Annotated in this window: 8 protein-coding genes and 1 tRNA gene; 6 read left to right on the forward strand and 3 right to left on the reverse strand. The window is 71.9% G+C overall.

The annotated features are described in order from the left end of the window. Positions 1-4 precede the first annotated feature (4 nt). The 4 genes from ACFXKZ_RS11355 to ACFXKZ_RS11370 all read left to right on the forward strand — a co-directional run bounded on the left by ACFXKZ_RS11355 (position 5) and on the right by ACFXKZ_RS11370 (position 5,054). On the forward strand, positions 5-1,474 hold the full coding sequence (locus tag ACFXKZ_RS11355; RefSeq protein ID WP_379998944.1) for an alpha/beta hydrolase-fold protein: 1,470 nt from the start codon (positions 5-7) through the stop codon (positions 1,472-1,474). 106 nt (positions 1,475-1,580) lie between these two features. Continuing rightward, complete coding sequence (locus ACFXKZ_RS11360; RefSeq protein WP_379998946.1) at positions 1,581-3,215, forward strand: alpha/beta hydrolase; 1,635 nt, start codon at positions 1,581-1,583, stop codon at positions 3,213-3,215. A 131-nt stretch (positions 3,216-3,346) separates the two neighbouring features. Then, entirely contained in the window at positions 3,347-4,900 is a 1,554-nt protein-coding gene (locus ACFXKZ_RS11365) for an alpha/beta hydrolase (protein ID WP_379998948.1), read from the forward strand. Between the two features lie 80 nt (positions 4,901-4,980). Then, positions 4,981-5,054, forward strand: a tRNA-Thr gene (locus tag ACFXKZ_RS11370). Positions 5,055-5,110: 56 nt separating this feature from the next. Here the strand turns inward: ACFXKZ_RS11370 and ACFXKZ_RS11375 are convergent. Continuing rightward, entirely contained in the window at positions 5,111-6,307 is a 1,197-nt protein-coding gene (locus ACFXKZ_RS11375; protein WP_379998950.1) for a Dyp-type peroxidase, read from the reverse strand. A 124-nt stretch (positions 6,308-6,431) separates the two neighbouring features. Between ACFXKZ_RS11375 and ACFXKZ_RS11380 the strand changes: the two genes are divergently transcribed. Next, positions 6,432-7,739, forward strand: coding sequence for a right-handed parallel beta-helix repeat-containing protein (locus ACFXKZ_RS11380; protein WP_379998952.1), 1,308 nt, complete (start codon positions 6,432-6,434; stop codon positions 7,737-7,739). A 28-nt stretch (positions 7,740-7,767) separates the two neighbouring features. Here ACFXKZ_RS11380 and ACFXKZ_RS11385 read toward each other — a convergent pair whose 3' ends face one another. Next, positions 7,768-8,568, reverse strand: coding sequence for a hypothetical protein (locus ACFXKZ_RS11385; protein ID WP_379998954.1), 801 nt, complete (start codon positions 8,566-8,568; stop codon positions 7,768-7,770). A gap of 184 nt (positions 8,569-8,752) precedes the next feature. Next, entirely contained in the window at positions 8,753-11,326 is a 2,574-nt protein-coding gene (locus ACFXKZ_RS11390) for an SdrD B-like domain-containing protein (RefSeq protein WP_379998956.1), read from the reverse strand. 478 nt (positions 11,327-11,804) lie between these two features. Between ACFXKZ_RS11390 and ACFXKZ_RS11395 the strand changes: the two genes are divergently transcribed. Then, positions 11,805-12,446: a TetR/AcrR family transcriptional regulator gene (locus tag ACFXKZ_RS11395; RefSeq protein WP_379998958.1), complete on the forward strand. Its 642-nt coding sequence runs from the start codon at positions 11,805-11,807 to the stop codon at positions 12,444-12,446. The last annotated feature ends 9 nt before the right edge of the window (positions 12,447-12,455 follow it).

Here is a 12,455-nt window from a genome sequence, read left to right on the forward strand (position 1 = left end):
TTCCGTGACCAGGACGCTCAAAGGTCTGCTGATCGCGGTGACCCTCGGGGCGGTTGTCGTTCTCGTGCTGAGGGCGCGCAAGAGCCGTGATGCCGTTTCGATCGCCGGTCCGGAGGGCGAACCCGGGCCCCGGCCCGCCGAGTTGCCGCCGGTCGTGCCACACGTGTCGGTGCGGGAGCGGGCGATGGCGCCGGCGCGCGAGATCGAGCCCGTTCGGGACTCTGTTCGGGAAGTCGGCTCGGCGCCGTCGGGGGCGACGGTTGCCTCGGGGTCGGCGATCGCTCCGGGGGCGGCGGTCGCTTCGACCTCTGTCGGGCGGGACGCCGGCGCGGCCGGGGCGACGCCGCAACGGGCCGATGTGCCACTGCCGTTCGCGCCGGTCGGGCTCGCCTCCTCGGCGCCCGCCGCGTTGGCCCGGCACGAGCCGGTACGACCGGCCGAAACCGAAGCCGCCCCACCCGACCCGGCGCCGCGGCGCCGTCGGCGCGGGGTGCGCTCGCCGGCGGGTGTGGGCCTGCTCGCCTTCGCGGTGATCGCCGCCGGGGTCGGCGGTACCTTCGCCTACCGCAACATGTCCCACGACGACGCGCAGAACGTCGCCGCCACCGGGGTCGACCCGTCGGCGGAACCAGTGGCGACCGCGGGCCAACCCAAGGCCGCGCCGCAGAAGTTCACCAAGGTCGGCACCAAGTCCGGTGGCACGCTCAACCGGATGACCGTCACGGGCCGGCAGTCCGCGGTCACCGCCGACGTGTGGGTCTGGCTGCCGCCGGGCTACGACACGCCCACCAACCAGGGCCGCAACTACCCCGTCCTGGTCGCCCAGTCGTCGCTGCCGGGCGTCGAGTCGAACAGCTTCACGGACGACTCGTCGGCGTTCCTGAGCAAGCTCGCCGCGGGCATCGAATCCGGCACCGTCCCGCCGTACATCGTCGTCGCGCCCGAACTGATGCCCTACTCGAAGCAGGACGTGGAAGCCGGCCTGACCACGGCCAAGGACACCGAGTGCAGCGACATCCCGAAGGGGCCGAAGATGGCCACCTTCCACAACGAGGACGTGCGCGAGGCGGTGCTGACGACCTACCGCGCGAGCGCCGACCGCGCGTCCTGGGCGCTGATCGGGGACGGCTCGGGTGGGCTGTGCGCGGTCAAGTACGCCCTGCAATACCCGCAGTACTACGCGAGCGCGGTCAGCCTGTCCGGCCGGACCACGCTCAAGTCCGCGCTGTGGGGCGGTGATTCGGCGGCCAAGACGGCGAACGACCCGGTTCGCCTGCTCGACGCGCGACCCGACGTGACGATCATGCTGTCCGGCCACTCGGGCACCACCGGCAGCGAGTTCGCCGCGAAGGCGAAGGCCCCGACCACGGTCAAGGCGGTCGCGGGCGCGGGCGGCACCTCCACCGACATCACGCGTCAGTTGCCCGACGCGCTCACCTTCCTCGGCCGCAACACCCGGAACCCGGCCGCGTGACGGCGCGCGGCGGGGCTCGGTACGCGGGGCGCGGCGAAAGAGTCGCGGCCCCGGTGCAGCGGGTCCCGTTCGTGCGTCGGGGTGCGGCGGATGGTAGGCAGTACGGGTGAAACGAATACCCCGAGTGGGGCTCCTCGGCCGTGCGATCCCGGTCGTGCTCGCCGTCGCGACCGTCGCGAGCTGTTCCGTCGCGTCCGACCTCGGCGACGCCGCGGGCGGTGGTCGCACCAGTGCGTCGAGCCCCGCCTCGGGCGCCGGCAAGGCACCGGCCACGCCCGGCGACCCCAACCCGGCGCTGGCCCGCTTCTACACCCAGCGGCCCACCTGGAAGTCCTGCGAGAGCGAGGACGACGACGAGCGCAGCCAGGCCAAGGCGTTTCGCTGCGCGAACTTCACCGTGCCGCTGGACTACAGCCGGCCGACCGGCCGCACGATCGACATCGCGGTCACCCGCAAGAGCGCGGCCAAGCCCGGGCAGCGGCTCGGCTCGTTGCTGATCAACCCGGGCGGCCCGGGCGGTTCCGGGGTGACGGCGGCGTGGTGGATGTCCGAGAGCACCATCGGCAAGCCGGTTCAGGACGTCTACGACCTGATCGGCTTCGATCCGCGCGGGGTCGATCGCAGCGCGCCGGTGAAGTGCATGACCGACGCCGAGCGCGACGCGTACGTGGCCGAGGACCTGCCCGAGGACCCGGTCCGCGCCGAGGCCCGGGCCAAGGAGCGGGAGCGGGCCTACGCGGCCGAGTGCCAGAGCCGATCCGGCGAACTGCTGCCCTTCGTGGGCACCGACAACGCGGCTCGCGACATGGACGTCCTGCGCGCGGCGCTGGGCGACGAGAAGCTCAACTACATCGGCTTCTCCTACGGCACCTACCTCGGTGCCACCTACGCCGAACGTTTCCCGACCCGCACCGGCCGGCTGGTCCTGGACGGCGCGGTCGACCCGGCCGCGGACAACCTGAGCCGGGCGGTCGAACAGCAGGTCGGCTTCGACCGTTCGTTGCGCCGGTTCGCCGAGGACTGCGCGGGGCGCCCGGGCTGCGCGCTCGGCACCGACCCGAAGACCGCGCCGCGCAAGGCCGCCGACTTCCTGGACGGCCTGCAGCAGCACCCGCTGGCCGCCTCCCGGGGCGGCCGGACGTTGACCTCCAGCCTGGGCTGGACGGGCGTGGTCAGCCTGCTGTACGGCGACAAGGACACCGAGTGGAAGTACCTGCGCGACGCGCTCGCCGACGCGATCGTGCGCGGATCGCCGGACGCCCTGCTGTTCTACGCCGACAACTACAACGGTCGGGACGAGCAGGGGCACTACGACAACAGCGCCGACGCGTTCGTCGCGATCGGCTGCGCGGACGGCGCGGGGGAGGCGCCGACGCCGGCGCAGGTGCAGGCGGCGCTGGACCGGCTCAAGGCCGAGGCGCCGCTGCTGTCGCGCGATGTGACCGCGGAGGACCTGACCGGGGAGAACTGCGAGAACTGGCCGTTCAGGTCGCCGGCCAAGCCGCACGCCATCCGGGCGCAGGGGAGCGCGCCGATCCTGGTGGTGGGCACGACGGGGGATCCGGCGACGCCGTACGCCTCGGCGGAGAAGCTGGCGGGGCAGTTGGCCAACGCGACGCTGTTGACCTTCGAGGGTGAGGGGCACACGGCGTACGGGGGCAACAGCCCGTGTGTGGACGGGGCGGTCGAGGGGTTCCTGTTGCGCGGGGCCATGCCGCCGAAGGGGAAGCGGTGTAGCTGAGGGGTGTCGGCGGTCGGGTCGATGGGTCGCCGGGTCCATGGGTCGTCGGGTCGTTGGGGAGTATCGCCGGCCTGCGTGGTTACCCTCCCCAGAGGTACACGGTCGGGCTGGACTACTGGAGGAGCGGTCGCATGATGCGGGGTTCGTGCGCGAGGGTCGCCGCCGCGGCGGTCGGTCTGCTCCTGGTGGCGGGGTGCTCGTCGAGTTCGTCGTCGAAGTCGCCGGACCGGGTCGCGGACACCGCCACGGCGCCGGCGACCGGTGACTCGGGCGGCGGCGGGGGCACCGAGTCGGCGCCGCCGACGCCCGCGGTGGAACCGATCGGCTGGACCCCGTGTACCGGCGGGTTCCAGTGCGGCACGCTCCAGGTGCCGCTGGATCATGCCAAGCCGGACGGGCCGAAGATCCGGATCGCGGTGATGCGCAAGCCGGCGACCGGGGCGAACCGCATCGGCTCGCTGGTGCTCAACCCGGGCGGTCCGGGCGGCTCCGGGCTGGACTTCGCGCAGTACGCGGCCACCCGCTACCCGGCCGAGCTGCGCAAACGGTTCGACATCGTCGGCTTCGACCCGCGCGGCGTCGGCCGCAGCACCGCGATCGGCTGCCTGGCCGACAACGGGATGGACGCCTTCACCCAGCTCGACGCGACGCCGGACACCCCCGCGGAGGAGCAGGCGTGGATCGAGGGGGAGAAGGCGTACGGCCGGGCCTGTGCGGACCGTTCGGGGGACCTGCTCGGCCATGTGAGCACGGTCGACGCGGCCCGTGACATGGATCTGCTGCGGGCCGCGCTCGGCGACCCCAAGCTGTACTACCTGGGCGCGTCCTACGGCACCTTCCTCGGCGCGACCTACGCGGAGCTGTACCCCAAGCGGGTCGGCCGCCTCGTGCTGGACGGCGCGATGGACCCGAGCCAGTCGGCGATGGCCGCCAACAAGGTGCAGGGCGGCGGCTTCGAGACCGCGCTGGCGGCGTTCCTGGACGACTGCGTCGGCGGCGGCTCGTGCTCCCTCGGCGCGACCCGAGAGGCGGGGCTGGCCAAGATCCGCGGCCTGCTGCAACAGCTCGATGCGCGCCCCCTCCCGGGCGACGCGACCCGCCGGGTCACCGAGTCGATCGCGACGACGGGCATCCTGTCGCCGCTCTACTCCAAGGACCAGTGGCCGGACCTGCGGCGCGCGCTCGACGCGGCGCTGCGCGGGGACGGACAGCGGCTGCTCGACCTCAACGACCAGTACTACGAGCGGGGCGCGGACGGCCGGTACAGCAATCTGATGTCCGCCAACGCGGCGGTGAACTGCCTGGACGCCCCGCCGGCGGCGACGACCCGGGAGGACGTCGAGCGCGATCTGCCGGAGTATGTGGCGGCGTCGCCGACCTTCGGCCGCAACCTCGCCTGGGCGGGCCTGGCCTGCGCGTCCTGGCCGGTCCCGCCGAGCGGTCGACCGCACCCGATCCGCGCCGAGGGCGCCGCCCCGATCCTGGTCGTCGGCACCACCCGCGACCCGGCCACGCCGTACTCCTGGGCCCAGTCCCTGGCCGGCCAACTGGCCTCCGGCAACCTCCTGACCTACGACGGCGACGGCCACACCGCCTTCGGCCGAGGCAGCGACTGCGTCGACCGCACGGTCGTCGACTACCTCACCCAGTCCACCGTCCCACCCAAGGGCAAGACCTGCCGCTGACCCCCACCAAACGCGCGTGTCGACCACCCCGACGGGTGTGTACACTCATTCCCTGTCGCCACCACAAGGTGGAATGACAAGCCGCCTTAGCTCAGTCGGCTAGAGCGACGCACTCGTAATGCGTAGGTCAAGGGTTCGACTCCCTTAGGCGGCTCCTCGAAGGCCCAGGTCAGTAGGTTTCTGACCTGGGCCTTGTTGTTTTTCCCGGGGTCAGAGGCGGTTGCCGAGGGGTTCGCCTGGTGGGGTGCCCGGGAGGATGTAGGCGACTGCGGAGGCTCGGTGTTCGAGGAAGGGGTTTAGGGCGTCTCGGGCTGCGAGGCGGGATTGGACTCGGGTGAATAGGCCTGGGTCGCGCATGTAGGCGCAGAACAGGAGGCCTCTGTCGGTGGGGGCGTCGTCGTAGTTGTAGCTGCGGCGGAGCATGCGGGCGCCGGCGTCGAGGCGGGGGCTGGTGAGGCGGACGTGGGCCGTGGCCGGGATGATGTAGGAGCCGTCCGGGTGCTTGGCGTAGATGTCCGGGTCGTCGTGTTCGGCGGTGCCGGTCAAGGGGACACCGTCGGTGGCTCGGCGGCCGATTATTTTGTTTTGGTGGTCTTGGGGAACGGCCGCGAAGCCGGCTACGTCCATGTGGATTTTGCGGAACACCAGGGTGGTCGCGTGTTCGTGGGCTCCCGGTGGGCCCCAGACCCAGCGCCCGGCGGTGGGGTCGTCGGGGTTGGCGGTGCCGTCCTTGAGGCCGAAGAGGTTGCGCGGGGTGATGCCCGGCGGGGTGTGGGGCAGGAAGCCGGATTGGGTCCAGCGGGGGACGGCGCCGGCGGACTGTGCGGCGGCGGCGGCCAGTTCGGCGACGATGGTGAGCGTCCAGCGGTCGGCGGCGCAGAGTTGGAGCAGTATGTCGCCGTTGCAGCGGACCGGGTCCAGGCGGTCGCCGGGGAATGCGGGCAGGTCGGCCAGTTCGGCGGGCACGTTCAGGGCGAGGCGGGTCGCGAGAGTGGGGCCGACGCCGACGACGCAGGCGAGGCGGGTCGGCTCTCCGGTGTGCAGGCGCGAGTCGGGAAGTGTGCCGGCGGCCGCGCCGGACAGGGTGTGGGTCAGTGCGGTGAGGATGTTGCGCAGCGTCTCGCGGTCCGCGCCGGCGGTCGTCGGCGGGACGTCGAAGGACAGTATGTGGGTCGCGGGTAACTGAGGCCCCGTCACACCGGCTTGGCGCAGTCCGTGGAAGGGGATCGCGGCCGCCGGCGGAGCGTCGGACGCGGTGTTGCGGCGCTGTGGTCGGCTCGCCTTCGGTTCCGCCGCCGCGCCGACCGCCGCGGCCAGTGCCGCTCCGGTCGCGAGCAGGGCTCTGCGTCCCAAACCGGATGTGGCAGGTCGCGCCTGCTCCTGTCGACTTTCCGGGTCGGTATGCATGGGCGACATTGCAGACGATAGAACACCTGTCATGCAACTCCTGCCTCCCCAAAGCTCGTTACGTCCATGGACGTCCCGACCTGTCGTCCTTCGGACTCGGACGCGGACGCGGACGCGGACGACGATGCTGCGCCACCTGTCGCTGGCGCTCGTTTGTCTCGCGCCGACGGTCGCGGCCTGCTCGTCGTCGACGGACGCCGAACCGTCCGCCGGGAAACATCCCGCCGGGAACGTGCTGCGGGTACCGCAGGACTTCCGCACGGTGCAAAAGGCGGTGGATGTCGCGCGTGAGGGCGACACGGTGCTGGTCGGCCCCGGCGTGTACCGGGAGAGTGTGCGGGTCGCCGTGCCGCGCCTGGTGTTGCGCGGTACGGATCGCAACGCCGTGGTCTTCGACGGCGGTGTGCGGCTCGCCAACGGCATCACCGTCACCGGCGCGGGCTCCGTGGTGGAGAACCTCACCGTCCGCGGCTACCTCGCCAACGGCGTCCTGTTCACCGGTGTCACCGACGAGCGACTGCAGGGGCGGGGTGCCGGCGGCTCGGCGTACAACCCGCTGGACACCGCCCGCTTCCCGATGCTCCAGGGTTTCCGGGCCGGCCACGTGACGGCGTACAACAACGGGCTCTACGGCATCTACGCCTTCGACGCGCGTGGTGGTGTCATCGAGGACTCCTACGCGTCCGGGCAGGCCGATTCCGGCATCTACGTCGGCCAGTGCAAGCCGTGCGACACGCTGGTACGCGGCAACACGGTGGAGCGCAACGCGGTCGGCATCGAGATCACCAACGCCTCGGAGGGCCTGTCGGTGCTCGGCAACCGCGTCGTCGGCAACCGCGTCGGAGTCACGGTGAACTCCAACGACCTGGAGGCGCTCGCGCCGCAGCACGGCGCGGTGATCGCCGGCAACGTGATCACCGACAACAACGCGTCGGACACGCCCGAACAGGCCGACGGAGGCTTCGGGATCGGCATCGGGATCGGCGGCGGCCAGGAGAACCGCGTCGCGCGCAACCTCATCCGGGGCAACCGCTCGGCCGGCGTCCTCGTCACCGACCCGGCGGGGCATCCGGCCGTCGGCAACCGCGTCGAGGGCAACCGCGTCACGGACAACGGCGCCGACCTGGTGACGGCCTCGGCCGACCCCGGCAACTGCTTCACCGGCAACTCGCCCGCGACACAGAGCCCGAGCGGCCTGGAGGACCTCGCCGGGTGCGGCGTCACCCCGCGCCGGGCCGTCCCGGCGGGTCGGGCCGTCGCCGTGCAACCGCCGCCCGGCCTCGCGTTCCACGCCGTGCCCGCCCCGCCCGCGCAGCCCTCGATGCCCGACCCGACGGTGCCCGGCCGGCCAGCGACGGACCTGCCCGGGGCGGTCGACCCCGAGCGCTACGCCCTGCCGACCGACGCCGCCGCGATGCCGCGACCGCGCTGAACGCCCCGCCGCCGTCGACGCGGCGGGGTCAGCCCGCGATCCACGGCGCCTCGGGCATGCGTACCTTGTCGTCGCGCCCGCCGATCTCGACGGTCGTGGGGGTGCCCAGGCCCGGCATGCGCATCGTCACCCGGCGCAGGCCGCCGTCACCGTCGACCCAGTAGGTCAGCGGCGACAACTCGCCGGCGGACGCCCCACCGCGCGCGGCGTCCTGGGCGCGCGGACCGGAGAACCTGTCGTAGGTCCGGCCCTGGATGCGGTCGCGGCCCAGTCGGCGTGCCCCCGACTGGGCGAGCAGCATCGGGTTGTCGGGCCGGTCCGCGCCGAGTTGGATCAGCAGCCGCAGTCCGGAGTCCAGGGGGTCCGCGGTGAAGGCGCGCGACGACCAGCCGGAACGGGGGATGTGTTCGGCCTGCTGCCACGGCGGCCCGTCGACGCCCGCCGGCACCGGCGCCAGTCCCAGCCCGGCGCCGTCCCACACGATCAGGCCCCGATCGAGTGAGCCGGCGGCTCCGGTGACCTGATAGCCGCCCACGGCCCGGTGGTTGCGGTAGTCCACGACCGCCTCGACCCGGATCGTGACGCCGCCCCCTTCGGCGGCGGTGAGCGTCACCGCGACCGGACTGGCCTGGTACAACGTCAGCCGCGACAGCGCCAGGCGTCCCGCCTCGTCGATGGTCACGGCCCGGTCCGGGTCGCCGTCGTCGGAGAGCGCCCGATGCACGGCCAGCCCGCCCGCGGTGCTTCCGCACAGCGCGACCGCCACCAGGGCCGTGATCCAGAGCCGCCGCCGACGCGGCGCGCGATCGCCGGTCTTCTTCCGGGCCATGCGGATGCCTTCTCTCACGTCGATCAACACACGGGCGGGCCCTCGGACCATCGGTCCGCGGACCCGCCCGCTCCATCTCTTTCGGCAGTCGACAGTCGGCAACAGGCGGCCATCAGCCGTCAGCCGCCGGCCGCCCGCCGGGCGATCGGCGCGCGGTATCGAACCCCGCCCGCCGACCCCGGAGTTACTGCTGCCGCGCTCCGCGCCTACGGAACAACACCAGCGCCCCGCCACCCAGCGCGATCATCGCCGCCGAGACGCCGAAGACCAGTGGCAGGTTCCCGCCCAGACCCGTCCGAGCCAGCGGCCCCGACGACCCACCGTGGTTTCCGCCCGACGTGGACGGAGCGGATGTCGTCGGCGCGCTCGTCGTCGGCGGAGGCGTGGTCGGCGGCAGCAGCTTGTTGACCGCCGTCACCTCGACTCCGGCGTCCAGGTTCTGCGCGTTCAGCACGAGCGGGCCGAGCACCGGCTTCTCCGGAGGGGCATAACCCTCGGGAGGGCTGATCTCCTTCCAGAAGTACGTCCCGGGCAGCACGTCGCGCTTGCAGATGCCGTCCGTCCCGGTCGTACAGGGCTCGCCGACCTTCGTATCGGGAGTGGTTCCGTCGGACTGCAAGCCCTCGGTCCCGTTCGTCTCCCGCCACAACTCGAACTTCGCCCCGGCCAGCGCCTTGCCGTCCTGGTCGTGTTTGACCAGGCGCACCGCGCCCTCCTGTTGGCGGAATCCGAAGTCGTACGTGTGGTCGTTCTCGCCCGGTCCGCCGGTGGTCAACGCCCGTTCCGGATAACGCCCGCCGGTCGGGACCTTGCCCTTGGAGTCCACGAAGCGGTTGTCGCCGACACCCTCTTCGGTCGGCACCCACTGGTACAGCGGCCCGTTCGCCGCGTAGTCGGCCGGGTTGTCGAGCCGGATCGTGTACTTGGTCTTCGGCTTCAGACCACCGGTCACGTTCGAGTCGTCGAAGTAGTACTCACCACGCTTGTTGGTCTTGGTCGTCCCGACCACCTTGCCCGACTCGTCGTACAGGTTGACGGTCGCGCCCTCCACCGGACGCTGGCTCGGGCCCTGGACACCCTTGCGCTCCGGGTCGTACCAGACCCGGTTGCCGATCTGGAGCGGTGCCTGGTCGCAGAGCACCTCCAGGTCGCCCATCGAGGCGCCCTTGCCGAAGGAGGCGTTGCCCTCGGTGTTCAAGCGCAGGCCCGCGGCGGGTTGCCGCGTCCCGTCGCGCTTGGTGAACATCGTGCCGGCGCTCCACGGCGTGTCGATGGGGTCGACACCGGCGGTCGCGACGAACTCCTCCACCTTCGACAGCGCGAGGCCGGCGTAGGCGGCGTTCGGGTGGCCGCCGCCCATGGTGTTCACGTCGAAGAACCTGGTGCCCCGCGGCGTCTTGCCACAGCCGAGGTTCGTGTCCATGACGTACTTGCCCTCGGACAGGCACGCCTTGTTCAGGTCGCCGCCGGCCACCATCGCGATGGCGGTCGTCGGCTCCCCGGGCCGGGCGTACGCCGTCGTCCGGTCGGTGAACCGGTCCCGGAAGGCCAGCAGCATCGAGCCGTCGGTCTCGAACGCGATGTCGGCCAACTCGGGTTCGGGGTTGGCCATGGCGCCGGCGCACGTCTGCCCGTTCTGCTGCGCCGGGAAGGTGTCCGTCCACGGGAACCAGGCGGCTCCCGGGCAGGCACCGCCGAGCGTGGCCTTGCGCGGGTAGTCCAGCGGCTGGTTCAGCACCTGCTTGCCGAAGGTGCCCGACGCCGGGTCGAAGGCCAGGACCACGGCGCGCATGTCCGAGAGCTTCCCGGTCGAGGCGCCCGAGCAGACGCCGCCGACGTATCCGACGCCGTCCTGCAGTCCCAGACCGAACGGCCGCCAGTCGCCCGGCGCCGGGCAGCCCGGGTCCGGGATGGCGTACGAGGCCGCCGGCGCCGTCGCGGTCGCCGCAGTGGCGTCGTAGCGGTACAGCTTGCGGTTTTCGAGGTTGACCACGAACAGGTCGCGGCCGTCGTCGGAAACCTCCAGGTCGCCCAAGCCCTCCTTGCCGGGCGCGGCGAGGAAGGCGTTGTCGCTGGTGCCCACGCCGTGCGCCGAGGTGCCGGCGTCCGGGACGGTGGTGAACAGCGACGTCTTCTTCGTGGCGACGTCGGTGACGTAGATGCCGCCGGCGCCACCGGGGCCGTACACCGTGTCGCGCTTGGCCAGCGCCGAACTGAACAGCCGCTTGCCGGGCTTGCTCCAACCGATGCCGTACAGGTTGCCCGTCGCGGCGTTGGTGGACAGGTCCGTCACGTTGGTGTTCGTGCCGCGCGCGTTGTACGGGAACGTCACCAATGTCCGCGCGGACGTCGGTTCGTTCGTCGCGGGCTGGCAAGCGGTGGCCAGCGGCGCGTTCTTCTGGCAGTAGTCGCCGGGGCTCCACAGCCCCGTCGTGTACGCCACATCCTTGCCGTTGCCGAGGTCGACGAACTCCTCGTTGCTGCTCAGTTCGTTCGGTCCGCCGCCCAAGCCCTTCCGCGACGCGAACGCCGGGAACAGCACACCCGGCTTCGGATTCACCACCTGAATCCGATACTTGCCCGAAGGCGTCCGAGCCGTACCGGGCGCCAGCTTGACCGTGCCGTCGGCGGCCGTCACCCCGGTGACCTTGGCGCCGTCGTCGTTGGTGAGCGTCACCGTGACGCCGCCCATGCCCGGTTCCAGGGCGGGACTCCATACCCCGGTGGTGTCCACGGCCCGCACGACGCGGACGGTCACGGAGCCGTCCTCCGTCGCCGGATACGCAGGCGACGCCGCCAGTGCCAAACCGCCGAATCCGACGGCGAGTGCCGCGAGGCCCCCTATGGAGCGGGGCGCGCGTAACGCCGATCGCAGTCGGCGTCCTCCCTGCGCGGCGCCGTGCGTCCGTTCACTTGAAGGTGTCATACCTACTCTCATCACCTCAAAGGGCCCGACGGCGATCCCCCCACGGATCGGTCGTGACCCGGTTTGTTGGCCGAAGCCTAAAGGGGATTCGGCAAGTACATGACGGCAAGGGGAAGTTGACGTTGAACCCATTTTTCGCCGTCGTCGCGGGCGTGGCGCGCCCAAATGAATCCGATTCGGACGGCAACGGCCAATCCGGATTCGCAGGGGATCCGCAGGCCCGGTCCGGCTCCCTCGCTCCCGTTTCAAACCGATACCATAGACGGAGATAAAGTCTCCGATTAGCTCTCGACATCGAGGACGGTGCGCCATGCGGGCGGACGCGGCACGCAGCAGACGGCGGATCCTCGACGCGGCGCGCGACGTCTTCCTGGAGCGTGGACCGGACGCGCCGCTGGACCTGATCGTGCGCCGTGCCGGAGTCGGCCCCGCCACGCTCTACCGGCGCTACCCCGACCGGGAGTCGCTGGTCCGCGACCTCACCGGGGACCTCCTGGGCCGACTGGAGACGGCCGCGCACGAGGCGGCGAGCGTCGACGACGACGCGTACGCGGCGCTGCGTCGCTTCGTCCACGCCGCCGCCGACCTGCGGATGGGCGCGGTCATCCCGGTGCTGCTCGAAGGGCTGGTCGTGGACGCGGAGTTGGTGCGGGTACGAACCGCCACCGTGCACGCCGTCGAGGCCCTGATCGACGCCGCCCACGCGGCGGGCACGCTGCGCCCGGACATCGGCATGGGCGACCTGGTCCTGCTCTCGATCCGGCTCTCCCGCCCGCTGCCCGGCGGCCTGGCCCGGCTCGACACCGACGACACCCTCCTGCACCACCACCTCGACGTGGCCCTGGACGGCCTCGGCCCACGCCCGACCGAAACCGCCGAGCCGCCCCGCGCCCCGTTGTCCTTCACCGCCTTGGTGACCGCCGCCGACCGCCCGACGATGGCCGGGCCCTGAGCGGAGCGT

The sequence above is a fragment of the Embleya sp. NPDC059237 genome (assembly GCF_042754105.1).
Lineage (GTDB): Bacteria > Actinomycetota > Actinomycetes > Streptomycetales > Streptomycetaceae > Embleya.

Coding starts and splice junctions, on each gene's coding strand:
- ACFXKZ_RS11395 (WP_379998958.1), top strand. CDS start 11,805: ATGCGGGCGGACGCGGCACGCAGCAGACGGCGGATCCTCGACGCGGCG.
- ACFXKZ_RS11375 (WP_379998950.1), bottom strand. CDS start 6,307: ATGCATACCGACCCGGAAAGTCGACAGGAGCAGGCGCGACCTGCCACA.
- ACFXKZ_RS11365 (WP_379998948.1), top strand. CDS start 3,347: ATGATGCGGGGTTCGTGCGCGAGGGTCGCCGCCGCGGCGGTCGGTCTG.
- ACFXKZ_RS11380 (WP_379998952.1), top strand. CDS start 6,432: ATGCTGCGCCACCTGTCGCTGGCGCTCGTTTGTCTCGCGCCGACGGTC.
- ACFXKZ_RS11385 (WP_379998954.1), bottom strand. CDS start 8,568: ATGGCCCGGAAGAAGACCGGCGATCGCGCGCCGCGTCGGCGGCGGCTC.